Source organism: Mycolicibacterium sp. Y3 (assembly GCF_051188035.1).
Taxonomy (GTDB): Bacteria; Actinomycetota; Actinomycetes; order Mycobacteriales; family Mycobacteriaceae; genus Mycobacterium; species Mycobacterium fluoranthenivorans.
Genome location: NZ_JAVQLT010000001.1, coordinates 1,068,434 through 1,094,126, shown reverse-complemented (window position 1 = coordinate 1,094,126; position 25,693 = coordinate 1,068,434). Strand labels below are relative to the sequence as shown.

Below are 25,693 nucleotides of genomic sequence, written 5' to 3'. Positions count from 1 at the left end.
CCGAATCATCGTCCAATGGGCGGCAACTCATGGTCTGCCCGGTATCGGCTACGAGGGTCCTTTCAGGTGACGGCGGCGGCAGAGACGACGACTGGATAGACACGCCGGCGGCGGTCATTGGTCAGGTCGACGTGGATGAACTTCGGCTCGGTGTACTCGTCGAGGGCGTCGGATCCGAGTTCTCGTCCCAACCCGCTCTGCTTGACCCCGCCGAACGGGAATGCGGCACTGAGCATGTGCCAATCGTTGACCCACACGGTGCCGGACTCCAGCCGCCGGGCGATGCCGAGCGCACGTGTGTTGTCGGTGCTCCAGACCCCGGCCGACAGCCCGTATTCGCTGTCGTTGGCGATCGCTACGGCCTCGTCGTCGTCACGGTAGGTCAGGACCACCAGCACTGGACCGAAGATCTCCTCACGCGCGATCCGCATGTCATTGGACGCACCGATCAGGATGGTCGGTGCCACCCAATGACCTTCCACCAGTGCGGGATCGGTCGGCGTATCGCCCTGAAAGACGAGCTTGCAGCCCTCCTCCTGCCCGAGCGCGATGTACTTTTCCACCCGCGCCTTCTGCTCGGCCGAGATCAACGGTCCGAGATCGGTGGCCGGGTCCATCGGGTCCCCCAGCACCACTGTTCGGGCACGGGCGACGAGTCGCCGAACGAACTCGTCGTGGATGGATTCGGGTACCAACAGACGGGTCCCGGACTCGCAGGCCTGCCCGCTCATCAGCAGGAAGCCGAACAGCGTCCCGTCCACGGCGAGGTCCAGGCCGGCGTCGTCGAGCACGATGTTGGCGCCCTTTCCGCCCAGCTCGAGGGTGACCTTCTTGACGTTGCTCGCGGCGGCGCGCATGACGCTCTTGCCGACTTCTGTCGAACCCGTGAAGGCAACCTTGCGGACGTCGGGGTGCTCGGCCAGACGGGCACCGACCACCGGTCCGGGACCGGTCACCACATTGAGCACCCCGGCGGGTAGGCCGACTTCGTCTGCGGCCCTGGCGAGTTCGAGTAGCGTCAATGGGGTCTGATCGTCGGGCTTGAGCACGACGGTATTGCCGGCAGCCAGTGCCGGACCGAGCTTCCAGACCGCCAGCAACAGCGGGAAATTCCACGGAATGATCCCCGCGCACACACCCACCGGATCCTTGACGATCAGGCCCGCGGCCAGAGTCGGCGCTTCGGAAAGCGGTCCGCTGGCCTGGAACGCATACGACCGGGCCAACGACGCGAAGTACCTCAGGTGGTCGACCGCGTAGCCGATCAGGAACGCCCCCGCGGCACGGACGGTGGCACCGTTCTCCCTGACCTGAAGGGCGGTGAGTTCGTCGGCGCGGGCGGCCAAGTTGTCGGCGATCGCATCGAGGACGTCGGCGCGCGCCCGTGGCGGAGTCGTTCGCCACACCCCTGACTCGTGCGCGGCCTTGGCCGCCGCCACCGCATCGTCGACGGCACCCAGGTCGCCGTAGGCGACGGTGGCGACCAGTTCACCGGTTGCCGGGGAACGGACCTCGATCGACTCCACGGCGTCACGCCAGGCACCGTCGACATACATCCGGTAGTGCGGAAGGTTCGTCATCTACTGCTCACTCTCACTGATTGGTCAGAACCTGATCAGGCCACGCAGGTTGAGCCCGTTGTGCAGGTCCTCATAACCCTGGTTGATGTCATCGAGGCTGTACTCGCGGGTGATCAGCTCATCGAGTTTGAGCCGGCCGGCCAGATACAGCTCCAGCATCCGGTGAATATCGATGCGCGGGTTGGATGATCCGAAAAGGCATCCTCTGACCTGCTTTTCATACAGGGTGAGGTCGAACAACGACATGTCCACCTGGGTATCGGTGGGGTGTGGAATCGCGGTCATCACCACCCGACCCCGCTTGCCGACGAGGCTCAACGCCTGTGCCACGTACGCACCTTCACCGCTGTCGGTGGTCACCACGCAGACGTCGGCCATGGCCCCCCGTGTCAGATCGGAGATGACCGCGTGCGCCTCCGCCACCGACGTGGCGGCGTGGGTGGCGCCGAATTCGATGGACCGTTCCCGCTTGTAGGCGACCGGGTCGAGGGCGATCACGTGCCGGGCGCCGGCGATCGCCGCGCCTTGTATCGCGTTGATGCCGAGCCCGCCGACGCCCATCACGACCACGGTGTCACCGTCGCCCGCCCCACCGGTGCGGACCGCGGCTCCGTATCCGGTGGTGACGCCGCAACCGACGAGGGCGGCCTTGTCCAGCGGAATGTCCTTGTCCACCTTGACCACCGAAGAGACCGGGACGACGGTGTACTCGGAAAAGGTTCCGAGTACACACATTTGGCCGATGTCCTGGCCGAGTCCGTGGAAGCGGAAGGTTCCGTCGAGCTGCGGTCCGGCGACGATGGCCGCGCCGTACACGCACAGGTTGCTCCTGCCGCGCGCGCACTCGCGGCAACGTCCGCAGGCCGGGATGAAGCTCAGCACCACGTGGTCGCCCACCTCGACCTCGGCGACCCCCGGTCCGACCTCGACCACCACACCGGCACCCTCGTGTCCGCCGACCACCGGCAGGTTCATCGGCATATCGCCGGTGACCAAGTGGTCGTCGGAGTGGCACAGGCCGCTGGCGGTCAGCTTGACGAGCACCTCCTGCGCCTTTGGGCCGTCGAGCTCGAGTTCGGTGACCTCCCACTTCCGGTGCAGTCCCCACAGCACAGCGGCTTTGGTCTTCATGCATTCTTCCTTTCGGGGGTCCAGGTGGCGGGCAGGCTGTTGATGCCGTTGATGAAGTTGGCGACCTGGAAATGTGGCTGAAGCGCCGAGATGTCCGGGATCCTTGTGTAGACCTCCGTCAGCAGCGAACGCAGCATGGTTCGGGCCAGTCCCGCGCCGAGACAGAAGTGTGGTCCACCGCCGCCAAAGGCCAAGTGCGGGTTAGATTTACGTTGGATGTCGAAGGTGAAGGGATCGTCGAAGACCTCTTCGTCGCGGTTGGCGGAGGCGTACCAGAGCACCACCTTGTCGCCGGCCTTGATCTCCGATCCACGAACCGTGACGTCCTGGGTTGCCGTGCGTCGCATGTGGATCAGCGGGGAGGCCCAGCGCAACGCTTCCTCGACCGCGGAATCGACCAGCCCCTCGACGTCGGACACCAGCAGGTCACGCTGCTCGGGAAACTGCGAGAACGCGTAGATCGCCTGTGCCGAGGCGTGCCTGGTGGTGTCGTTGGCCGCTACCGCCAGCAGCGTGAAGAACGCCTTCAGTTCGTCATCGGTCATCTTCTCGCCGTCGAACTCGGCCTGCACCATCCACGACAGCAAGTCGTCGCCGGGGTTGGCCCGGCGCTCCGGAAGCAACGTCGTCACCGTCTCGTGCAGATCCATCACGGCGCCGGCGAACAGCTCGATCGCGGTGCACTCCCCCCGCACCTCGGGGTCGGTCCAGCCCAGCGTCCGCTGTGCGGCGTTGATGGTCTTCTCGTGGATCTCCCCCGCGGGAAGCCCGAAGAAGCTGCCGAAGATACGCCCCGGCAGCTTGATCGAGACCAGCTCGACGAAATCGCCCTCTCCGAGATGGGACATCTCGGAGATCAGGTCACGGGCATGGCCCTGGATCCAGCCCTGCAGCCGGCGCATGTTGCGCGGTTTGAACGCTTCCAACGTGATGCCGCGCAACTGGGTGTGCCGCGGAGCATCCATGGCGATGAACGACTGCGACATCAGCAGGATCTCCTGAGGGAAGTCCTCCATGGTGATGCCCTGCTGTGAGGAGAAGATCTCGGGATGCCGGCTGGCGTAGCGGATGTCCTCGTGTTTGGTCAGTGACCAGAAACCCCTGAGGTTCTGCTCGGGCGGCAGCAGGTCGGATTCGGCGGGCCGGCTCCAGGCCACCGGGTTCTCCCGGCGCAACACCGCAAAGGCCTTGTCACGCTCAGCAGGCGCCTTGGCCCAGAACTCCCGGGCGCTCAGGTCGATGTCGCCATGCGTGGTGGCGGGAAAGACGGCGGTCATCGCATGTCCTTTCGGGATCGTCCGCGGGAGTGTGGTCCAGCTCACTCAGCGGCTCCTTGCCAGTTTTGGCCACGAAGCGCTGCAAAAGGCCCGACGTACGGGCCAACCCGCGGCCCGTGCGGGCCACGTCTGCGCGTGCGCGGGCCGCTATCCGACCGGCACCGTGAACGAGGCGGTCAGCCCCCCGCCGTCCCGCGCGGCAAACCGCAGCGTCCCGCCCAGCGCATCGATGATCTGCTGCACGATCCACAGCCCCAGCCCGGCGGTGCCGCGACGATCGGAGAGGCTGACGAATTTGGCCGTCAGTTCACCGATATCCTCTTCCGCCACACCGGGTCCGCGATCCAGGACGCAGATGTTGAGCTCATCGGCGCGCAGCGCACAGTCCACATCGATGGGTAGTCCGCGGCCGTGCCGGGCCGCGTTCTCCAGCAGGTTCGTCAATACCCGGCGCAGCCCCTGCACATCAACCCGCACCGCGGACACATCACCGGTGATCGACAACCGCAGCCGGAGCGGATCGATACGGGCCGAGTCCGCGGCCTCGGTGATCAGGTCGGTCAGGTCGACGCTGCGGACCCGACCGGTGGAGAAGGCGGGTCGCCTGCTCAGGCTCACATCCGCCAAGGCGTCGAGCATGTCGGAGAGGTGGCGCGCATGCCGGCCGGCGAGCCGCATCGCGGCTTCGCGATCCGCGGGCGTGGCCGCCGTGGTGGCGGTCAGTGCATCGAGTGAGGACACCGGCGTGCGGAACTCGTGCAGCAGGACTTGCAGCCCCTCCTGCTGGGCCTCGTAGGAACGCAACAGACGGGCCCGCAGGTCGCGTTCCTCCTCGGCTGCGGCATGCTCGGCCTCGGCCTCGACGAGAGCGCGCACCCGCGACTGGTGTTCCCCTTCGAGCAGCGTCGCCAAGCCGCCGCTCAGCACCGCGATGAACACTGCGTACAGCGCCCACCACAACCCCAGGACCCAGGGCGCCAGCGCAGCGTCGGCCCGAACTGGGGCGTCGTTCGCGTGCATCAACACAACAGCGAGGTATCCGGCCCCGACGAGCGCGGCCAGCACCAAGCATCCGGTGAACGTCAGCCGGGCCGCCGACGCGATCACCAGCAGTGCCAGCACCGAGACGACCGGACTGGCTGCCCCACCCGTCAGACCGATGAGTGTCAGGGTGAAGGTGGCATCGAGCGCCGATACCAGCCAGCCGAAGCGGGTGCGGCGGACCTCGTAGCGGGGTACGACCATCAGCACGCCGGCATAGCTCAGGGCGGCACCCAGCACGACGGCGGTTCCCAGGGTGTGCTGCCTCATCCACGCCGGTCCGATCACGGCCAGCGCGGCGACCGACAACACCACCGCCAACCGGACCGCGACGACCACGCGGGCCAGCCCGTATCCGTCGGTCGAGGGCATGAACAGAGACCGGAACCGCTGCGAACCGCCCACGCGCCCGACCCTAGACACCGACCGAGCCCTCGTCGGGGGAATCGCCAACGACCGCCGCACCACCGTCACTACGATCCTGCGGATGAGTCGAACGCCCGGCCGGCGACCCAGTGTCGTCGTGATCGTCGACGATCACGAGCTGTTCGCCGAGGGCCTGGAGCTGCTCCTGACGCGCGATTGGGGCGAGGAGTTCGTGATCGGCGGCCGGACGACGTACGTCGAGGAGGCCGCCGAACTCGTCACGTCCTGCGACGCCGACCTGGCCATCGTGGATCTGACCATGCCGCCGCTCGGCGGAGTGGCGGCCATCAGACACATCAAATCCCGTCACCCCCGAACCCGGATCCTGGCCTTGTCCGGCACCGGGGACGCGCAACTGGCCGAGGAGGCGCTGCGTGCCGGCGCCGACGGTTTCCTGTCCAAGACGGTGCGGCCCGAAGCTCTGGTGGGGCCCCTGACCACCATCGCCGCCGGTCTGCGGGTACTCGATCCAGACGTTCTCGACGCGATGCTGTCTGGAACGCGCCGGCCTGCGACCGAGTTGCTCGCCTCGTTGACACCCGCGGATATCAAACTGTGGGTTCTGCTGTCGACGGGCATGGAAACGGGCGATATCGCCGACCGGATGGTCGTTTCCGAGCGCACCGCCAAGCGAATGGTGGCGGCCTTACTACGCAAGATCGGAGTGGCCAACCGGGTTGCGGCGGCCGCACTCGCCGGCCGGTGCGGCCTGCTCGACGACACCTCCGCCGGCTGAGAGCTAGTCGAGGACCTGCAATGCCTGCGCCGGACACATCGCCGCGGCACGCACGACCGCCGCATGGTCACGTTCAGGAGGATTCGCATCCAGTACGACGACCTGATCGGACCCATCAGGGAGATCGAAGACATCAGGCGCGGCCAAGAGGCACTGACCGTGCCCTTCGCACAGCGCGTAATCGACGTTGATCTTCATGGCTGCTCTCCTGTTCTGCTGAGACCCGAGTATGGGGTCGCCGCCGAATCCCAGAGCAGGGCTGCACGCGCCAAATCTGGCCTGCACGTGCCAACCGCCGGCCTAAACTTCGGCCAGCACCGCCAGCGCATCGGTCGGCGCCACCTGCAGACCGCACCGGTCCTTGTAGGCGGTCAGCGGCGCCTGGATGGCACGCAGCTCATCGGCCTCTTGCGGATGATCCTTGAAGTAGCCGTCGAACTGACCGACCGCCACGAATGCCGGCTGCCGGGTGAAGTCGATGAGCGCCGCGTTCACGTCGGGATGCGCGGCGAAGTACGCCGACAGCTCCTTGGTGACCGAACTGATGGTGTCGGCCAGACCAGCCGCGTTGCAGTCGCCGGCTACGGGCGCCGACGTCGTCGGAGTCGCCGGGGCGGGCGTGCTGTCCGAGTCCTCCGGATCAGCCCAGGCGGTCGGCATGCCCAGCATGGCGCCGGCGGCACCGGCAGCGATGAGACCGAAGGTGGCGCGCCGGAAGGTGGCGATACGGGCCATGTGTGTACTCCTTTGCAGCGGATCGGCCGGCATCCCGGCCCTGTAGAGCACGTCGCCTCGGCAAACACGGCTGTTACACACGTGGCGGAAATTCACTTCTGTCCGCACGGCGCGATGTGTTGCGATGGCAGTCATGACGGACCCGATCTGGCCGTTGGCGGACTTGGAAGTGACCACTCCGACCCTGGGCCTGCGCTACATCACCGACGAGCTGGCCACCGAACTCGCGTGCCTGGCGGCCGAGGGGATTCACGATCCTGCCACCATGCCGTTCTCGGTGCCGTGGACCGACGTGCCGTCGCCCCAGCTGGAACGCAACAGCCTGCAGTACTTCTGGCGCTGCCGCGCCGAGGTGACCCCCGAACACTGGGACCTGCCACTCGCCGTGCTCGCCGGCGGGCGGCCCGTCGGGGTGTGCACGGTGCACGCCGAGCAGTTCCCGGCCCGCCGATCGGTGACGACGGGGTCGTGGTTGGGCCGCGCACATCAGGGCCGCGGCCTCGGGCGGGAGATGCGCCAGGCCGCCCTGCATCTGATCTTCGCGGGCTTCGGCGCCAGCGAAGCCACCACCCGCGCGTGGCACGACAACGCCGCATCGCTGGGTGTCACGCAATCGCTGCCCTATGTGCGGACCGGCACCTCGCAGGAACAGCGCCGTGACCGGACCGACACCATGCTTGCCTTCACGATGCGCCGTGCCGCATGGAACCCGATCCGCCGCAACGACATTCATCTGAGCAACGTGCCGGCCGTCGCGGCGCAGCTGGGCTTCTCACCGCACTGCGGCGAGCGCGAACGGGAGAACGGCTGACGCACCGGCCGCCCGCACCACGCGTGCCGCCATGGTCAGCGTCCACCCGGTATCGGTGACATCGTCGACGAGCAGCACCGGTCCCGCATCCACGTGGACCGGCACCTCCCACGCATCCCGCAGTCCCGCCACCCGGTAGGCCGAGTTCGCCGCGGTGACGGGCCGGTGCTGGGGTGTGTACCGCAGCACCCCGAGATCGGTGAGCCTGCCCAGCTGGGCCAGCCGGGCCGCGGTCGAGCGGATCAGCTGCGGCCTGGTGGCCGAGTCCAGCGCCAGCACCGCGGTGGGCCTGGTCTTCCAGTCCCAGGCCTTGAGCACCGCTATGGCGGCCTGCACCAGGTCATCGGGGACTTCACCGTCGGGCTCGTCGAGCAGTCGCCGCAGCCGGGTGCCCCAGCCCAGGTCGGTGAGCCGTCCGATCACCCGGCCGGGTTCCGGGCCGTCCCCGATGCGGCCGGACAGGTCGACACCCAGGGACGCCAGCCCGGTGGGCCATTGGCGGCGCGGGGCGATCTCCACCCCGGGGCGCATCAGCTGCTCGCGGGCCGATTCGGCCGCCGACACGTCGACCGCGTTCGGGTAACGGGAGCCGACACAGTTGTCACAGCGCTCGCACCGATGATCGGCCGCCAGGTCGGGGTCATCGAGCTGACCCCGCAGGAATGCCATCCGGCACCCGGATGTCGACTGGTAGTCGAGCATGGCCTGCTGCTCGCGCTGCCGGGCCTCCGCCAGCTTTCGGTACCGCGGTTCGTCGTAGCCCCACGGTTGGCCGGTGCTGATCCAGCCGCCCTTGACCCGGCGCACCGCGCCGTCGACGTCGAGCACCTTGAGCACCATCTCCAGCCGCGACCGGTTGAGGTCGACCAGCGGTTCCAGCGCGGCGGTGGACAGCGCCCGGTCCGGCTCGAGCGCGCCGATCACGTTGCGCACCATCGCTTCCGACGGGAACGCCACCGAGGAGAAATACCGCCACACGTCGGCGTCCTCGCGACCGGGCAGCAGGATCACCTCTGCGCTGGCGGTGGCACGACCGGCGCGGCCCACCTGCTGGTAGTAGGCGATCGGTGAGGACGGCGCGCCCAGATGCACGACGAACCCGAGATCGGGTTTGTCGAAACCCATCCCCAGCGCCGAGGTGGCGATCAGCGCCTTGACCCGGTTGGCCAGCAGGTCGGCCTCCAACTGCTCGCGTTCGGCGGCCTCCGTCGAGCCGGTATAGGCCGCCACCGGGAATCCGCGTTCCCGCAGCAGCGCGGCGATATCGTGGGCCTGTGACACCGTCAGCGTGTAGATGATCCCCGACCCGGGTAGCGAATCCAGTTGCGCAGCAACCCATGCCGCGCGTTGAGCCGGTCCCCCGGCCTGCACCACCGACAACCGCAGCGACTCCCGGTCCAGTCCGCCGCGCAGCACCAGGGTGTCCGCTCCCCCGACGCCCAACTGGGCGGCGACATCGTCGACCACTCGGTCGTTGGCTGTTGCCGTCGTCGCCAGAACGGGTATATCGGACCCCAATTCGGCGATCAGTGTCCGGATCCGGCGGTAGTCGGGGCGGAAATCGTGGCCCCAGTCCGAGACGCAGTGCGCTTCGTCGACCACCACCAACCCCGCGTCGGCGGCCAGCGCGGGCAGCACGGCGTCCCGGAAGTCCGGATTGTTCAACCGCTCCGGGCTGACCAGCAACACATCGAGTTCACCCGCGGTGACCCGTCGATGCACGTCCTGCCATTCGGTCACATTGCTGGAGTTGATCGTCGCCGCGGCCACCCCGGCTCGCTGCGCCGCCGCCACCTGGTTGCGCATCAGTGCCAGCAGCGGCGAGACGATGACCGTCGGCCCGCGTCCGGCGGCCCGAAGCAGCTTGGCGGCGATGAAGTACACCGCCGATTTGCCCCAGCCGGTGCGTTGCACGACCAGCGCACGCCTGCGCCCGACGACCAACGCTTCGATGGCCGTCCATTGATCATCGCGCAGTACCGCCTCCTGGCCTGCGAGCTGTTCCAGGATGGCCTGCGCGTCAGTACGCGTAGGTGTTGGCAGGCTTGGGGATCGGGGTGGCACGGGTGACCTCCAGGGTCGGGATGAAATGGGTGGAAGGATTCGAGGACCCCGGGATGACACGCCCTTCGATGCGCAGCCAGGTGTCATCGGGATGACCAGAGATGTTGCCGGACAGATGGACCCGGGCAAGCTGCGCATCCGCGGCGCAGCAGATGATCACCACCCGGGCCAGGTCATCGCCCATGACGAAGCCGGTGGTGCTGATCGATCGGTTGTCCAGGCTCTTCGTCGAGTCGGCGGCCGCGCGCATCAGCAGTTCGGGCAGGGAGACGGTGCCGTCCGGGGGCAGCGGCGGGAACGGCCGCAGGTGCGGCTGCGCGGCGGCCGGCGACTCCGGAGTCGCACCGACCACGCCCATGGCCGGTACCGCCACGAATGCGGTGAGCGCCACCGGGAGCAGCAGCAGCCAGGCCGTACCGCCGTGGTGGTGGTGCTCGGCTGCACCGTGGCGCGCATCGGCGAGGAATCCGGCCAGTCCCAGCACCACCAGCAGCACCGCGGCCGCGATCAGCCACGGCAGCAGACCCGGTTTGACGAAGTTGAGGTAGGTGCCTTTCACCACCAGCAATCCCGCACTGAGCCCGATCAGCAGCACCAGCGTGTTCTGCACGACCCGGCTCATGACGCGGTCCCCAGCACCAGCAGTCCGACCACGGTGGCACTGGTGGTGGCCACCAGCAGGGTGAGCGGCGCGAACCGGACCGCGAACGCCCGGCCGAACATCCCGACCTGCATGGCGAACAACTTCACGTCGATGGCCGGGCCGACCACCAGGAACACCAACCGGGGCAGCAACGGCAGCATGGTGAATCCGGCCGCGACGAAGGCGTCGGCTTCCGAACAGAGGGCCAGCACCACCGCCAAGACCGCCATCGCGAAGATCCCGACCACCAGATTTCCGGCCACGTGCTCGAACACCCATGCGGGCACGAACGCCCGCAGCAGGGCCACCGCCGCCGCGCCGATCACCAGGTACCCGGCGGACTGCAGGAAGTCGTGCCGGGCAGCACCGGTGAACACCGCCCAACGCGGGGCCGAATCATCGTGCGGGGTCGGCAGGCTGCGGGTCACCCACGCGGCGCGGCCCCAGCGCTGCCACAGCAAACCCATGGTCACCGCCGTGAGAAGCGAGGCGGCGCAACGGGCCGCCACCATCTGCGGCTGACCGGGGAACGCGACCGCGGTCGCGACCAGTACCACCGGGTTGATGGCCGGCGCCGAGAGCATGAACGTCAGCGCGGCACCGCCGGTTTCGGGGCTGAACAACCGGCGCGCCACCGGGACCGAGCCGCATTCGCAGCCCGGCAGGGCAGCTCCCCCCACCCCGGCGGCGGCCACCGCGAGCACCGGGCGCCGCGGCAGCCAACGCTGCAGCCGCCCAGCGGTCACAAAGGCGGCGACCAGCCCGCTGACGATGACGCCCAGCACCAGGAAGGGCAGCGCCTGGACGAACACCCCGCAGAAGATCGTGGCGGCGGCGGCCAGCCGCGGGTGGGTGGATAACACGCCGCTGACCGTCCCCGCCGACAGCGCCAGCACGATGAGACCGACCAGCAGGAACTCCAGCGAGCCCGCCCTGCGGCGCGTTGTCGCAGTGGTGGCCATGGCCCTATCTTGCCCGGGACTCCTGACAGTTACCCAGATCGACGTTTTGGCCGGTTCTTCTCGACCTTTCACGCCCGTTTGATCAATTGGGCGGATAGGGATCAGGCAGAAGCGGCTTCCTGCTCCCGCTTGATTTCCAGGGCGATGTCGATGAGTTGGTCTTCTTGGCCGCCGATCAGTTTGCGTTGGCCGGCGCGGTGCAGCAGTTGGTGGGCCGGCACGCCGTAGCGTTCGGACTGGCGGATGGCGTGTTTGAGGAAGCTGGAGTACACCCCGGAGTACCCCATGATCAGGGCGTTGCGGTCGAGCAGGCATTCGGCGGGCATCGCGGGGGCGACGACCTCTTCGGCGGCGTCGGCGATATCGAAGAAGTCGATACCGGTCTTGACGCCGATCTTGTCGAACACCCCGATCAACGCCTCGACGGGCGCGTTACCGGCACCGGCACCGAACCGGCGGCACGAGCCGTCGATCTGCTTGGCCCCGGCACGCACCGCCTCGATGCTGTTGGCCACCCCGAGCCCGAGGTTCTCATGCCCGTGAAATCCGACCTGGGCGTCGTCGCCGAGCTCGGCGACCAACGCGGCGACCCGGTCGGCGACCTGATCGAGCACCAGCGCACCGGCCGAATCCACGACGTAGACACACTGGCAGCCGGCATCGGCCATGATGCGGGCCTGGGCGGCCAGCTTCTCCGGGGCGATGGTGTGGCTCATCATCAAAAACCCGACCGTCTCCAACCCGAGTTCACGGGCCAGCCCGAAATGCTGGATCGACACATCGGCCTCGGTGCAGTGGGTGGCGATCCGGCAGATCGAGCCGCCGTTGTTCTGGGCTTCCTTGATGTCTTCCTTGGTACCCACCCCGGGCAGCATCAGGAAGGCGATCTTGGCGTTCGTCGCGGTCTCGGCGGCGAGCTTGATCAGTTCCTGCTCAGGGGTTTTCGAGAAACCGTAGTTGAAACTCGACCCACCCAGCCCGTCACCGTGGGTGACCTCGATGACCGGCACCCCGGCCGCATCCAAAGCGGCGACGATCGCCTGCACTTCGTCTTTGGTGAACTGGTGACGTTTGTGATGGGACCCGTCGCGCAGCGACGTGTCGGTCATCCGCACATCCCACACCGGGTTGAAGAAAATGTCTGCGGTGCTCATGCCTGCGCCCCTTCCGAAACAGAAGCACGTTCCTTGGCTATTTCCTCGCCCACCTTGGTGGCCGCGGCGGTCATGATGTCCAGATTCCCAGCGTACGGCGGAAGATAGTCCCCGGCACCTTCCACTTCCACGAACACGGTCACCACATGGTTGCCGCCGTTGACCACCGACGGCTCGTCGAACTGCGGTTCGTTGAGCAACCGGTAACCCGGCACATAGGTCTGCACCTGCGCCACGACCTCCTTGATCGACGCGGTGATCGCATCATGGTCGGCATCCTCGGGGATGGCGCAGAAAATGGTGTCGCGCATGATCATCGGCGGCTCGGCCGGGTTCAAGATGATGATCGCCTTACCCTTGGCGGCCCCACCGATATCGCGCACCCCGGCGCTGGTGGTCTTGGTGAACTCATCGATATTGGCCCGGGTACCCGGCCCGGCTGACGCCGAGGACACCGACGCCACGATCTCGGCATAAGGCACCTCCACCACACGGGAGACGGCGTAGACCATCGGGATGGTCGCCTGGCCACCGCAGGTCACCATGTTCACGTTCGGCGCATCCAGATGCGCACGCAGATTGGCCGGTGGGATCACCCCGGGCCCGACCGCCGCCGGGGTCAGATCGATCGCCCGGATCCCGGCCGCCTCATACCGCGGCGCGGCAGCACGATGCACATACGCACTGGTCGCCTCGAACACCAGATCCGGCAATTCGCTCTGCCCCAGAAGCCAATCCACACCCTCATGGCTGGTCTGCAGGCCCAGCTTGCGGGCTCGGGCCAGGCCCTCGGACTCCGGGTCGATACCGATCATCCAGCGTGGTTCCAGCCAGTCCGACCGCAACAACTTGTACAGCAGATCGGTACTGATATTGCCCGACCCGACAATCGCCACTGAGGCCTTACCTGAAGCCCTATCGGCCATCTGAACAGCTCCCCTATTCGAAACTCAGTCGGACTGAACCTAGTCCGACGAAATCTGCTACGAAATCGTCACCCGGACGTGCATCTATCGCACGCATGCACGCCCCCGGCAGCACGATGTCGCCGGCCTTCAACCGCACCCCGAACTGGTCGACCTTGCGGGCCAGCCAGGCCACCGACGTGACGGGATTGCCCAGCACCGCGTCGCTGCGACCCTCCGCCACCACCTCACCGTTGCGTTTAAGCACAGCGCTGATGTTCTTGATGTCAATATCCTTGGGCGACACCCGTTCCGGCCCCAGCACCCAACCGGCCGACGACGCGTTGTCGGCGATGGTGTCACATAGCTTGATCTTCCAGTCGGTGATACGCGTGTCGATCAACTCGATCGACGGGGCGAAAGCCGCGGTCGCGGCCAGCACATCGTCCTCGGTGCAACCGGCCCCCGGCAGGTCGTCGGCCAGGATGAAACCCACCTCGACCTCGACGCGCGGGTAGAGATACTTCGCCGTCTTGACCGGGCTGTCCTCGAAGACCTCCATATCAGCCAGCAGATGACCGTAATCGGGCTCATCCACGCCCATCATCTTCTGCATGGCCTCCGACGAAAGACCCACCTTGTGCCCGATCACCCGGGCGCCTTCGGCGACCCGCTGCCGGATGTTGATCAGCTGGATCTCATAGGCATCCACGACGTCGATATCGGCGTAACGGTCGGTCAACGGGGTGGTGGGTATCCGGCTGCGCTCAGCCTGGGCGAGATCCGCCGCGAGTTCATCGCGTACCTGCACACTCAGCATCTAGGTGAATTCCCCTCATTACCTCGTCAAGCCCTCGACCGGCACAGTTACGGGCCTGTTGTCGAAAGGCGCTGCAATTCTATAACGTGTTCTACATGACTGGACAGGAGTACGACGTTGTCGTGGTCGGCAGCGGGGCTGCCGGCATGGTCGCCGCACTTACCGCTGCTCACCAGGGCCTCTCGACAGTAGTCGTTGAGAAGGCTCCGCACTACGGTGGTTCCACAGCGCGGTCAGGCGGCGGCGTGTGGATCCCGAACAACGAGATCCTCAAGCGTGATGGGGTCAAAGACACCGCCGACGCGGCCCGGAAGTACCTGCACACGATCATCGGCGACGTGGTGCCCGCGGAGAAGATCGACACCTACCTGGACCGCGGTCCGGAGATGCTGTCGTTCGTCCTCGCGAACTCCCCGCTGAAGCTGTGCTGGGTGCCGGGGTACTCCGACTACTACCCGGAGACCGCGGGCGGCAAGGCCACTGGACGGTCGGTGGAGCCCAAGCCGTTCAACGCCAAGAAGCTCGGGCCCGACGAGTCCGGCCTGGAGCCGCCGTACGGCAAGGTGCCGCTGAACATGGTGGTGCTGCAGCAGGACTACGTCCGACTCAACCAGCTCAAGCGCCACCCGCGTGGTGTGCTGCGCAGCATCAAGGTGGGCGTGCGTTCGGTCTGGGCCAACGCGACCGGTAAGAACCTCGTCGGCATGGGCCGCGCACTCATCGCACCGCTGCGTATCGGCCTGCGCAACGCCGGGGTTCCGGTGTTGCTGAACACCGCGCTGACCGATCTCTACGTCGAGGACGGCGTGGTCCGCGGGATCTACGTGCGGGCCGACGGCGCACCGGAATCTGCTGAGCCACAACTAATTCGGGCGCGCAAAGGGGTTATCCTGGGCTCCGGCGGCTTCGAGCACAACGAGCAGATGCGGGTGAAGTACCAGCGCGCACCCATCACCACCGAGTGGACGGTCGGCGCCAAGGCCAATACCGGCGACGGCATTCTGGCCGCCGAGAAGCTCGGTGCGGCATTGGAACTCATGGAGGACTCGTGGTGGGGCCCGACGGTCCCGCTGGTCGACGCGCCGTGGTTCGCCCTGTCCGAACGCAACTCTCCCGGGTCGATCATCGTCAACCTCAAGGCCCAGAGGTTCATGAACGAGTCCATGCCCTACGTCGAGGCCTGCCATCACATGTACGGCGGTCAGTACGGTCAGGGTTCGGGCCCGGGCGAGAACGTGCCGGCCTGGCTGATCTTCGACCAGCAGTACCGGGACCGCTACATCTTCGCGGGACTGCAGCCGGGACAACGGATTCCGAAGAAGTGGTTGGAGTCCGGCGTGGTCGTCAAGGCCGACACGCTGGCCGAGCTGGCCGAGAAGACCGGCCTTTCCGGCGAGGCCTTGGCCGCCACCGTCGAGCGCTTCAACGGGTTCGCCCGGACCGGTGTGGATGAGGATTTCCACCGCGGCGAGAGCGCCTACGACCGCTACTACGGTGATCCGACCAACAAGCCCAATCCGAACCTGGGTGAGATCAAGAACGGCCCGTTCTACGCGGCCAAGATGGTGCCGGGTGACCTCGGCACCAAGGGCGGCATCCGCACCGATGTGCACGGCCGGGCCTTGCGCGACGACGGCTCGATCATCGAGGGGCTCTACGCCGCAGGTAATGCCAGCTCACCGGTGATGGGCCACACCTATCCCGGCCCGGGTGGCACCATCGGACCCGCCATGACCTTCGGATACCTGGCCGCCCTCGCCGTAGCCGGAGCCGCCCCGGCGGCGACATCAGAGTCAGGAAGGGTTGGTTAATGCCCATCGATGTCGAAAAGGCGCTCGCCGCCGACCTGGAGCCCATCGAATTCTCCTGGACCAGTAGCGATATCCAGCTGTACCACCTGGGGCTCGGTGCGGGTGCGGACCCGATGGACGAGCGCGAGCTGCGCTACCTGACGGACAACACCCCGCAGGTGCTGCCCACCTTCGGCAATGTCGCGGTCAGCTTTCATATGACCGAGGCGCCGACGGTGCAGTTCCCGGGGATCGACATCGAGCTGTCCAAGGTGTTGCACGCCAGCGAGGGTGTCACGGTGCCGGGTCCCATCCCCACCAGCGGTAAAGCCTGGTCCAAGCAGCGCTTCACCGAGATCTGGGACAAGGGCAAGGCCGCCGTCATCGTCAGCGAGTCGACCGTGACCGACGAATCCGGCGCGGTGCTGTGGACCACGAAGCGCTCCATCTTCGCCCGCGGCGAGGGCGGATTCGGCGGGGAGCGTGGACCGTCGACGTCGGCGGAGCTGCCCGACCGGCCCCCCGACGCCGAGATCGCGCTGCCGACGCTGCCGCAGCAGGCGCTGCTGTACCGGTTGTGCGGTGACCGCAATCCGCTGCATTCGGATCCGGCGTTCGCCAAGGCCGCCGGGTTCGATCGGCCGATCCTGCACGGGCTGTGCACCTACGGCATCGGCGCGAAGGCTATCGTCGATCACTTCCTCGACAGCGACGTGTCGCAGGTGGCTTCCTACGGTGCCCGGTTCGCCGGCACCGTCATCCCGGGTGAGACGTTGCAGGCCAATATCTGGAAGCAGGACGGCAAGTTCCTCGGTGTGCTGACCGCACCCAGCCGGGACAACGCCGTCGTACTGTCCGGAGTGGAACTCATCCCCGCTTGATCACACGCGGCGGGCCGCGTCGTCTCCGGCGGTAGGCCTGCCGTGTTCGTGCGGTGAGACCGGAGCCGGCGCCGCCGTGCCCGGCGCCGGGCCCGCCGCACCGTGCTGCGGCGCCGCCGCATCGCGCGCGTCCTGAGCGGCCTGCCGCTGGTCCTGCTGGTGTTCGCGTTGGTCCTGTTCGGCCTGACGCTGATCCTGCTGCGTCTGGCGCTCGTTCTGCTGCTGCTCGCGCTCGTCCTGCTGCTGACGGTCGTCCGGGCGGCCCTGGTCCGTGGGTATCTGTCCGGCCAGCTGAGAGCCGAGCGACCCGAGCGAACCCAGCCCGCCCGCGCCGCCCCCGGCACCCGACCCCGAGCCACCGCCCTGGCCGGCACTTCCCATGGCCTGCTGCATCATCGAGCCGAAGCTGCCGGTCTGCCCGCCCAGGCCACCGGCCGCCTGCATCGGCGCCTGCATCATCTGACCCATCTGGCCGAGCATGCCGCCCAGCTGCCCGACGGACTGGCCACCCTGCTCATCGGCGTTCTGATAGGCCGACTGCGCCGCGCCGACCTTGCCGGAGAACTGGTTCTCTTTCGCCGACAACGCGGTGACATTGGCCGTCAGGGATGCTTCCAGGGCGGGCAGTACCGACGCGATGGTCATGCTCATCGCGTCGGCGCCGGGCGGGATCGTCGGCATCGGCGGCAGTTCGACCGACGCGGCATCCCAGGTGAGTCCTTCGGGTTTCTCCAGCGGACTCGTCATCGGCGGTCACCATTCATCGTCATCGACCTCGTCCTCCCCGTAGTCCAGGGATGGCGGTAGCGCCAGACCCTGTTTGGTGCCGCCACCCTCGGTTCCGCGGTGGCCCATCATCCCGCCACCCATGCCACCCATGCCACCGCCACCAGCCGCGACGGGCGCGACGCCACCGACGACTGCACCGGCTGCGGCCTCGGCCGGCGCCACCGAGACGGGCAGCGTCTTGCCGACCAGGCTCGCCATCAACGGGGTCTGCGGCGACCCACCGCCGGCGCCCGGCAGCCCCGCTGCACGCACCATGCCCGCGCCGCCACCCGCGCCGGAGCCGCCCGCCAGTGGATGGTTGGAGAACGCCGAGAACGGCGAGGGCCCCATCCCGGCACCGCCGGGCGAGCCGCCCTTACCGAGCATCGAGGTGAGCTGCTGCAGCGGCTGCGTCATCTGCTGCAATGGCTGCATCAGCTGCTGGGGGGCCTGCCCGAGCGCCTGGCCGAGCTGCTGCGGCAGTTGGGTGAGCATGGATCCCATCTGGCCGAGCATCTGCATCGCCTGCTGTGGGTCCTGACCGGCCAACTGCTGCGGGCCCACCGCGGGCGGACCCGAGGCCGGCACACTGGGCGGCGCCCCGATGGTGTTGGCCAGCTCGGTGGCATTGGCGGTCACGGTCGCGGTGTTCTGTGACAACCCCAGTTTGATCCGGGCCTGCACCAGCTCCTGGGCGTTGCTGTAGGGCATGGACTGCAGTGCCATGCATTCCGCGTTCGTCTCTTCGGCCATCGTGTTGACCAGCGTCTTGGTGGCTACGACGGCGGCCTCCATGCTGCGCAGTTTCGCGGCGATGGCGGCGGCCTGGGCGCCGTTGGACTCATGACCGCCGATGATCGTGGTGGCCTCGCCTGCCGCGGCGACCGCCGAGCCGCCCTGCCACACGTCGGCGAGCTTCATCAGCTGACCTGATTGCTGAGGCACCACGGTGCCGGTGATCTTGGCCGCCAGTGCCTCGTACTGTGCGGCCGCGGCACCGAGCGCGTCCTCATCGACGTTCGGCCAGCCCGGTCCGGTGACCGTCTGCGAACCGAACGGGCTCATATCGGGCTGTATGCCCATGCCAAGGCCCCCCTCGAGCGCATATGAACAGCAGTCTCGAGGTTACCGTGCGCCGGGCAGGCGGCTGAACACTTGTCGGGCGAGACGCCTGAACGGCTGCACGCCCCAGCGACGGTCGGACCGCCGCGTCCCGTGGGCTGAGCCTCGCAGCCCGTCATACCTGTCGCAGGTATCCGATAACAGCAAATAATCGAGCCAGGACCGCCAATACTCGGCATTACCGCGCGCGCTGCCGGTCGGCCCGCGTCCGCCGAAGGGATGATTCGGTGCGATTTCGCGACGAAACCAGGCACTCTCTCCTAAAATTGACGCAGCAGTGATCGCAAGGGGGGCCCTCGATAGGGGATATGCGACGCCGCGAAGAGCTGGAGTTCATTCCGTTCAGGTTCGGGGGAACCAATTTCAGCGATCTTTCGGCCTCGCAGATTCGCGTACGGAGACGGGCGCCGCCCCGCAACGGGGACGGGAGCGGACGGGCGTGGACGAGAGGGCTGAGCTTCGACGAGCCGTTGACGCCGCAGCGGATCATGCCCTTGCGCGCCCGACTGCACCCGAACACGAGGGTGACCGGTACCGGTATCGACCGGAACGGTTCGACGTGCACGTCTGATCGGGGGAGGGCAGATGATTTCCACATGGAAGCGCCGCATCGAACAGGTTCGCAGGCGGTGGTGGGTCGTTGCCGCGGTCACCGTGCTTGCCCTGGCCGGCGGGGCGTTGTCTGCGTTGACCACACCCACCACCTATGTGGGGAAGTCGACGCTGGTGTTGTCGGGGCGAACCCCCGAACAAGATGCGGTGATGATGGTGGGCTACCTCACCATCTTCCGGGAGCCGGCGACGATCCCCCGGTTGCGCGCCGGGACGTCCATACCCGCCGATGTCACCTTCGATGCCCAGACGGTCGCATCGAGTCCCATTCTGACCATCGAAGCGACCGCAAGCGACCCTGCGACCGCGCAGAGCGCGGCCACGGCCATGGGAGTGGCGTTCAGCGATGACATCAACGCGGTTCAGAAGGAGGGCATTCAGGACAACGTCACCGATCTGGAGCATCAGCTGGGGCAGATACCCCGGGTGGATCCCAACGGTGCGACGAACCCGTACTACGCGTCGCTGCAGGAACGCATCGACGCGGCCCGGGCCAACCTGGCCGACCAACTGACCGCCCTTCAGCCCGAGGCGGGCGTCACCGAGGTCGCGCCCAACATCGTGTCGGCCCTCGGCCGGGCCGCGATCGGGGGTCTGGTTCTCGGCATCCTCGCCGCGTTGGGCCTGGCGGCAGTGTCGTCTCGCGTGACCAGCGAGGACGAGCTGCGGGAGAAGACCGGGATCGAGCCGTTGGTGGAACTGCCCGGCCCCCGGTCCGGTGAGTCGGCCAGAGTTCACCGAGATCGGTTGCGCACCTTGACCAATCTCATCAGCCTTGAAGATCTTCCCAAGCCGACCGTCATCGCACTGACCGCCGGCCACGGCACCTGGGGATCCCGGAACATCGCCGCCGAGCTCGCCGAGCTGTCGGCCCGACGAGGCGAGCGAACCGTGCTGGTCTACGCGGACAACGAGCCGGTGCAGTCGGGCGGTGAGGCCGGCTTCAACGAGGCACTCGCCGACCCGCGCCGGATACCCGATCTCTTGAAGGACGGCGACATCCCCTCGCTGAAAGTCCTCGCCGCGGGTGCGCATCTCGCCGATCGGTACCCGCTGGCGACCCGCGACAGAATCCTCGCCGTCCTGGACGAACTCCGCTCGCACGGCGACATCGTCCTCGTCGCCGCCCCGGCGATATCGGACGGCGGTGACGCGTCACTGCTCTGTGCCGCAGCAGATGCCGCGCTTCTCGTCGTCGCTGCGGGGTCGCGCGCCGGTGATATCAGCGCGGCCGCCGAGGCACTGGAACGGGCACACGCGGCCGTGCTCGGGGCGGTGCTGATCGACGCCACCCAGATCTCCGCGCACACGGTGGCCCTGGACCCGTCGGACTTGATCGGGTTGGGACAGCGGCCGGCCCACGATTACCGCCCGCCGGTGCACAGCGCCGATACCAGACCACACTCGTGGTCGGTGCCCGAACAAGATCACGCGTGAATCGACGCCTCTGATGACCGGTTCGCCTCGACAGGCGGGATACCGACTCGGGGACGGCCGGCACAGGGCGTGGACGACCGCCCCGATCCTCGCCGCACTTCTGCTCCTGGTGGCGACGTTTCTGCATTCGCCGCTCGCGGACGACCTTCCCGGCAACACCTTCGCGATACTGATAGCTCTGGTCATCGGCGCCACCGTGTTGTGGATGGACGTATCGCCCACCAGGTTGCGCGGTGTCGGCGCGGTGGAATGGGCGATGGCGCTGTACCTGATGTGGAACGCCTACTCGGTGATCGCTCCACACGAGTACTCGACGGTGGTACCGCTGGACGGCTTGGACTACCCGCCCGCCCGGTTCATCATGACCGGCACGGTGATCCCGTTCCTCATGTACGTCGTGGGTCGCTACGCTTTCGACCGGCCGGCGGCCGTCCGGCTGTCGCTGTGGACCGTCCTGGCGTTGGCGGCGTACTCGGCCTGGGTGAGCATCCTCGAATTCACCGGCCCGGCGAGTTGGGTCTGGCCCCGTTCCATCGTCGACGGGTCACTGCCCGCCGATCAGACCTGGGTCGGCCGCGCGGTGGGTGTCGTCAATCAGCCAGTGGTCAACGGTTTGATCCTGATCTTGGGCTTCGCCATCGCGATCACATTGATGGGCCGGCACGGCGAGCCGATGTGGCGCCGGTGCCTGCTGCTCGTGGTGGCGGTGGCTTGCGGATACGGGCTCTACCTGACGCACACCAGGGCCGCCTGGCTCAGCGGCGTGGTCATGCTCGTCCTCGGTGCACTGCTGGCCAAGGGCTACCGTTCCGGATTCACCGCGGCGCTTGGACTCATCGCCGCAGTCGTCGCACTCAACTGGTCGGTGTTCATCAGCTCCGACCGGGCGGCCGGCGGCGTGGGCTCACAAAGCGAGGTGTGGGACCGGCTCAACATGATCCGCACCGCACTGTGGGCTTTCGGCCAAAAGCCCATCGAAGGCTGGGGAATCAACCGGTTCAGAGCGGTCAATACCTTCCACCACCAGCAATGGGCGCCAGAGGTGCCGTGGCGCAACGGCTATGGAATGCCCTCACACATGAATGAACTCGGCATCCTCGCCGAACTGGGCCTGATCGGGCTGGCCCTCTGGATCGGCGTGCTGGCGCTCATCGCCCACCGGTTGTGGGACGCCTACCGAACGCTGCCCGACGGCGATATCTGCGGCAAACCTCTCGCCGTGATCGGGATCATCGCGTTGGCGACGCTGCTGTGCACCGGATCCACCGTGGACCTCCGGTTCCTCGACTTCCCCACCGCCGCAGTCTTCCTGCTCGTCGGAATCGCCGTCGGGTGGTGCGACCGGCACAAGCGGGAGCAAGCGGCGATCCGGGACAAGGCGGTGACTCATGCCGTCTCGGCTGCCCACCCGCGATGAGACCGTCTTCGCCACACTGACGCTCGCCGGATTCTCCTTCTGGTTCCTGCTCGGCTTTCCTTACGCCAACCACAACGAGTCCTTTGCGATCGTCGCACAGCTCAAGGAGATCGGGATGGTGCGCGCGCTCACCAGCGTCGTCGAGCCCGTGGCGAACTACCGTCCCCTCGGCCAGGCGCTCGCCTGGCTCGGCTATCGGTCCGCGGGCGCGATCTACCCCGTCGAGATCTTCAATTATGTTGTCGCCGTGGCCGCCTGGGTGCTCCTGTTCACGGCCTCGCGGGAACGGAAGCTGTTTGCGGTCACGGCATTGATCACCGGCGGGGTGTTCTTCACCGGGTACATCTACCTCTTTCACCTGCACGGGGTGTTCTACAGCCCACTGCTGTTCGTGACGGCGATGCTGTTCTGGCTGGACCGGGACTTCTCCCGCAACCGGTTCGTCGCCCTCACCCTCTGTACACTCGTGGCCGCCTTGTTCCATCCCTATTCGCTGCTGGTCTATCTCGCCGGCGTCGGCGGCATGGCGGTCGAGCGATGGCGAACCCTGGCGGGCCTCAGGGCCATGGTCGCCGGCGGCCTCGCGGCGGCGGTGCTGCTGTTCGTGGCACTGCTCGCCACCCAGTCCAACAAGAACGTCCTCACCGCCGGTGAGATGCTCGACGGATTGCTCGCCTCGTACCGATTTGCCGAGATCAACCTGATCGCCTCGCTGGTCGCCCTGTGTCTTGCCATCGTCACATCGTTGAGCCTGCCTGTCGGTGTCAGACCGCGCAGGATCGTGGCCATCGGTTCAGGCATCGCGGGATTGTTGTTCATCCATGCGGGCCTACCTGTGCTCCTGCTCTGGATCGCCGTCTGCCTCACCAAGACACTGCTGATGCGGAAATGGTGGATGGCGCTCGTATTGGGCTGCGCCACCTTGTTTCCCGCGCCGACCGCGACGGGCTCGCCCACCTATGCGATCTTCGCCCTGATGATCTGTACGGCCATTCTTCCCTATGGCAAGTCGGCGTGGGAAGAACGGCTTCGTGTGCCGGCCCGAAGGGCAGCGGTCGCCGCTGTTGCCGTCGCCACGGCACTCCTGGTGCTTCTGCGTGTCGGGGTGGATCTACCTGTCGTGACACACCTCGCACAGCCCTTGATCGCCGAGCAGGAGAAGACGTTCCAAATGGAGCAGATCGCCCGATGGCTGGCGTCATCGGACTACTCCGGGTACACACCGCGGTTCGTTCGTGCGGTGCGCAACCCGAAGGACGCCTCCGACTCCGTCGACCGGACATTTCGGCCGCCCACCACCGACGAGGATCTGGCCATGTACATGCGCGCGTTGCGCGGCTCCTCCGCGCCGCCGCCGGCGAAGGACAAGATCGTCCTGGTCGGATTCGGCGGCGACGCGATGCCGCCAGGTGCCGTGCTGCTGACGGTGCCGAGCGCACACGCCGGAGTGGCACGGGTGGTACTGCCGGAGAACAGGGCTCGCGATGTCACGTGATGCCGGAACGGTGCGGTGATGTGCGGCATCTGCGGCATCAGCAGTACCTCCGATCGGGCGTCGGCGCGCCTGGACCGGATGCTGGATGCGATCGTGCACCGCGGCCCCGACGGCGAAGGCCGGCTGCAGCGGCCGGGACTCGTGCTCGGCATGCGCCGGCTGGCCGTCATCGACCTCGCCGGCGGTGACCAACCCATCTTCAACGAGGACGGCTCGGTTGCGGTCGTGTTCAACGGCGAGATCTACAACTTCCGCGAGCTGCGCGCCGAGCTGGAACGCCACGGACATCATTTCGCCACCCGTTGCGACACCGAGGTGCTCGTGCACGGTTACGAACAATGGGGCGACGAAGTCCTGCACCGCCTCGTCGGCATGTTCGCGTTGGCACTCTGGGACGAGAACCGCCGCCGGCTGCTGGTCGCCCGGGATCGCTTCGGCAAGAAGCCGCTCTACTACTCACGGGATGCGGGCGAGGTGGTATTCGGATCGGAAATCAAGGCGCTGCTGGCCGCGGGCGTCTCGGCGGATGTCGACGACGCCGCTTTGCAGGACTACCTGGCCCTGCGCTATGTCCCGGCCCCCCGCACTCTCTTTCGGTCGGTCCGCCAGCTCCCCCCGGGGCACAAGTTCGTCGTCGGCGATGACGGATTCGCCATCGAGCGCTGGTGGCAGTTGCGTTATGAGCCCAAGCCGGCGATCACCGTTGTCCAAGCAGCCGACGAGGTCGAAGGCCTGATGCGCACCGCCGTCGAGCGGCGCCTCGTGAGTGACGTGCCCCTGGGTTGTTTCCTGTCCGGCGGCCTCGACTCGTCCACCGTGCTGTCGTTCATGTCGGAGCTCTCGAATGAGCCCGTGCGTACCTTCTCCGTCGGATTCGACGAGAGCTGGGCCGCCGATGAACTGGCGGCCGCCCGCGCCACGGCGCATTCCTTCCACACCGTTCATCACGAGACCCGTCTCGGCCCCGATGAGTTCCTCCGGCTCCTGCCTGCGGCGGTCTGGCACCGTGACGAACCGCTCGCCGAGCCTTCGGAGATCCCCCTGATGGCGCTGTCGCGGATGGCACGCGAGCACGTCACGGTGGTGCTCTCGGGGGAGGGCGGTGACGAGTTGTTCGGTGGGTACCCGAAGTACCGGGTCGACGCGCTCCTGGACCGGGCCGGTCGACCCGCACGCGCAGCCATAGGTGCGCGGCGGCTGCACCGCCTGGCCCGTTGGCACCGGCTGCCTCGACGGACCAGATTGGCCATCCAGGCCCTGGCAACTCCGGCGCCGGCGCAGCGCTGGCCGGCCTGGTTCGGCGCCGACCCCTCGGCCGGCCTGTACGCAGCGGACTTGGGGCCACTGGACTCGGCATTGTCCGAAATCGACGCCGGGCTGGGCCCTTTGGACCGGATGCTCGCGCTCGATATGCACACCTATCTGGCCGACAACCTGCTCATTCGCGGGGACAAGATGACGATGGCGGCATCGGTCGAAGGCCGGATGCCGCTCCTCGATCACCAGCTGGCCGAGTACGCGGCCCGGCTGCCGGCCTCTCTCAAGGCCACACCGAGAGGTACCAAGATCGTCATCCGCGAGATCGCCCGCCGGCGGCTGCCTGCAACACTTCTGTCCCGCAAGAAGATCGGCTTCGCTGTCCCGGTGGCACCGTGGTTCCGAGGGAGTCTCGGAGACGCACTGGAGCGATTGACCTTCGGCCCGCAAGCGCGGCCGGACCCACTGGTGGATCCGGAGCGGGTCCGGCGCGCCCTCGCCCTGCACCGGTCCGGTCACTACGACTTCGGGAAAGAACTGTGGAGCGTGCTCACCCTCGATGTCTGGGCACGGCTGTTTCTCGACGGCGCCGATCCCGCGAGCCTCACGTTCGATCGGTGACCCGGGTC

Annotated in this window: 22 protein-coding genes; 8 read left to right on the top strand and 14 right to left on the bottom strand. The window is 67.2% G+C overall.

The genetic code is table 11. The annotated features are described in order from the left end of the window. Nucleotides 1-62: 62 nt before the first annotated feature. From QN239_RS05320 to QN239_RS05305, 4 genes are all read right to left on the bottom strand, one after another. Nucleotides 63-1,580: an aldehyde dehydrogenase family protein gene (locus tag QN239_RS05320; protein WP_499008492.1), complete on the bottom strand. Its 1,518-nt coding sequence runs from the start codon at nt 1,578-1,580 to the stop codon at nt 63-65. A 24-nt stretch (nt 1,581-1,604) separates the two neighbouring features. Beyond that, on the bottom strand, nt 1,605-2,711 hold the full coding sequence (locus tag QN239_RS05315) for an NDMA-dependent alcohol dehydrogenase (RefSeq protein ID WP_499008491.1): 1,107 nt from the start codon (nt 2,709-2,711) through the stop codon (nt 1,605-1,607). Continuing rightward, a complete protein-coding gene (locus tag QN239_RS05310) occupies nt 2,708-4,033 on the bottom strand; it encodes a cytochrome P450 (RefSeq protein ID WP_499008490.1) in 1,326 nt (441 codons plus the stop codon). Before QN239_RS05310 ends, QN239_RS05315 begins: the two co-directional genes overlap by 4 nt. Before the next feature lie 102 nt (nt 4,034-4,135). After that, the gene (locus tag QN239_RS05305) at nt 4,136-5,434 is read right to left on the bottom strand and encodes a sensor histidine kinase (RefSeq protein WP_499008489.1); all 1,299 of its coding nucleotides are present in this window, start codon (nt 5,432-5,434) and stop codon (nt 4,136-4,138) included. An 82-nt stretch (nt 5,435-5,516) separates the two neighbouring features. Between QN239_RS05305 and QN239_RS05300 the strand changes: the two genes are divergently transcribed. Continuing rightward, the gene (locus QN239_RS05300; protein WP_499008488.1) at nt 5,517-6,191 is read left to right on the top strand and encodes a response regulator; all 675 of its coding nucleotides are present in this window, start codon (nt 5,517-5,519) and stop codon (nt 6,189-6,191) included. A 3-nt stretch (nt 6,192-6,194) separates the two neighbouring features. Here the strand turns inward: QN239_RS05300 and QN239_RS05295 are convergent, their stop codons facing one another. Together QN239_RS05295 and QN239_RS05290 are read right to left on the bottom strand one after the other, a co-directional pair. After that, entirely contained in the window at nt 6,195-6,389 is a 195-nt protein-coding gene (locus tag QN239_RS05295) for a ferredoxin (protein WP_499008487.1), read from the bottom strand. A 102-nt stretch (nt 6,390-6,491) separates the two neighbouring features. Continuing rightward, nucleotides 6,492-6,926, bottom strand: a complete 435-nt coding sequence (locus QN239_RS05290; protein WP_499008486.1) for a hemophore-related protein — start codon at nt 6,924-6,926, stop codon at nt 6,492-6,494. Nucleotides 6,927-7,059: 133 nt separating this feature from the next. Between QN239_RS05290 and QN239_RS05285 the strand changes: the two genes are divergently transcribed. After that, nucleotides 7,060-7,737: a GNAT family N-acetyltransferase gene (locus QN239_RS05285; RefSeq protein ID WP_499008485.1), complete on the top strand. Its 678-nt coding sequence runs from the start codon at nt 7,060-7,062 to the stop codon at nt 7,735-7,737. Here QN239_RS05285 and QN239_RS05280 read toward each other — a convergent pair. From QN239_RS05280 to QN239_RS05255, 6 genes are all read right to left on the bottom strand, one after another. Next, on the bottom strand, nt 7,699-9,801 hold the full coding sequence (locus tag QN239_RS05280; protein WP_499008484.1) for a RecQ family ATP-dependent DNA helicase: 2,103 nt from the start codon (nt 9,799-9,801) through the stop codon (nt 7,699-7,701). The two genes, QN239_RS05285 and QN239_RS05280, sit on opposite strands and share 39 nt — an antisense overlap. Continuing rightward, complete coding sequence (locus tag QN239_RS05275; protein ID WP_499008483.1) at nt 9,758-10,423, bottom strand: TIGR03943 family putative permease subunit; 666 nt, start codon at nt 10,421-10,423, stop codon at nt 9,758-9,760. Before QN239_RS05275 ends, QN239_RS05280 begins: the two co-directional genes overlap by 44 nt. Then, nucleotides 10,420-11,406, bottom strand: a complete 987-nt coding sequence (locus tag QN239_RS05270; RefSeq protein ID WP_499008482.1) for a permease — start codon at nt 11,404-11,406, stop codon at nt 10,420-10,422. The genes QN239_RS05275 and QN239_RS05270 overlap by 4 nt, the downstream gene beginning before the upstream one ends. 101 nt (nt 11,407-11,507) lie before the next feature. Then, entirely contained in the window at nt 11,508-12,560 is a 1,053-nt protein-coding gene (gene dmpG / locus QN239_RS05265; protein WP_499008481.1) for a 4-hydroxy-2-oxovalerate aldolase, read from the bottom strand. Then, entirely contained in the window at nt 12,557-13,486 is a 930-nt protein-coding gene (locus QN239_RS05260; protein ID WP_499008480.1) for an acetaldehyde dehydrogenase (acetylating), read from the bottom strand. The genes dmpG and QN239_RS05260 overlap by 4 nt, the downstream gene beginning before the upstream one ends. A gap of 13 nt (nt 13,487-13,499) precedes the next feature. Next, complete coding sequence (locus tag QN239_RS05255) at nt 13,500-14,285, bottom strand: 2-keto-4-pentenoate hydratase (RefSeq protein WP_499008479.1); 786 nt, start codon at nt 14,283-14,285, stop codon at nt 13,500-13,502. 95 nt (nt 14,286-14,380) lie between these two features. Here QN239_RS05255 and kstD point away from each other — a divergent pair, with 95 nt between their 5' ends. Together kstD and chsH3 are read left to right on the top strand one after the other, a co-directional pair. After that, the gene (kstD, locus tag QN239_RS05250; RefSeq protein ID WP_499008478.1) at nt 14,381-16,096 is read left to right on the top strand and encodes a 3-oxosteroid 1-dehydrogenase; all 1,716 of its coding nucleotides are present in this window, start codon (nt 14,381-14,383) and stop codon (nt 16,094-16,096) included. Next, nucleotides 16,096-16,956: an enoyl-CoA hydratase ChsH3 gene (gene chsH3 / locus QN239_RS05245; RefSeq protein ID WP_499008476.1), complete on the top strand. Its 861-nt coding sequence runs from the start codon at nt 16,096-16,098 to the stop codon at nt 16,954-16,956. The genes kstD and chsH3 overlap by 1 nt, the downstream gene beginning before the upstream one ends. On the opposite strand, the gene QN239_RS05240 is transcribed toward chsH3, so the two are convergent. Further along, nucleotides 16,957-17,703 carry a hypothetical protein gene (locus tag QN239_RS05240; RefSeq protein ID WP_499008475.1) on the bottom strand — a complete coding sequence of 249 codons (747 nt, stop codon included), beginning with the start codon at nt 17,701-17,703 and terminating at the stop codon, nt 16,957-16,959. 6 nt (nt 17,704-17,709) lie between these two features. Then, nucleotides 17,710-18,807 carry a hypothetical protein gene (locus tag QN239_RS05235; RefSeq protein ID WP_499008474.1) on the bottom strand — a complete coding sequence of 366 codons (1,098 nt, stop codon included), beginning with the start codon at nt 18,805-18,807 and terminating at the stop codon, nt 17,710-17,712. 624 nt (nt 18,808-19,431) lie between these two features. Between QN239_RS05235 and QN239_RS05230 the strand changes: the two genes are divergently transcribed. From QN239_RS05230 to asnB, 4 genes are read left to right on the top strand one after another with little or no spacing between them, the layout of a single operon-like run. Further along, nucleotides 19,432-20,895: a hypothetical protein gene (locus QN239_RS05230; RefSeq protein WP_499008473.1), complete on the top strand. Its 1,464-nt coding sequence runs from the start codon at nt 19,432-19,434 to the stop codon at nt 20,893-20,895. A gap of 13 nt (nt 20,896-20,908) precedes the next feature. Continuing rightward, on the top strand, nt 20,909-22,312 hold the full coding sequence (locus QN239_RS05225) for an O-antigen ligase family protein (RefSeq protein WP_499008472.1): 1,404 nt from the start codon (nt 20,909-20,911) through the stop codon (nt 22,310-22,312). After that, nucleotides 22,284-23,807, top strand: a complete 1,524-nt coding sequence (locus QN239_RS05220) for a hypothetical protein (RefSeq protein WP_499008471.1) — start codon at nt 22,284-22,286, stop codon at nt 23,805-23,807. Before QN239_RS05225 ends, QN239_RS05220 begins: the two co-directional genes overlap by 29 nt. Nucleotides 23,808-23,825: 18 nt before the next feature. Next, on the top strand, nt 23,826-25,685 hold the full coding sequence (gene asnB, locus QN239_RS05215; protein ID WP_499008469.1) for an asparagine synthase (glutamine-hydrolyzing): 1,860 nt from the start codon (nt 23,826-23,828) through the stop codon (nt 25,683-25,685). The last annotated feature ends 8 nt before the right edge of the window (nt 25,686-25,693 follow it).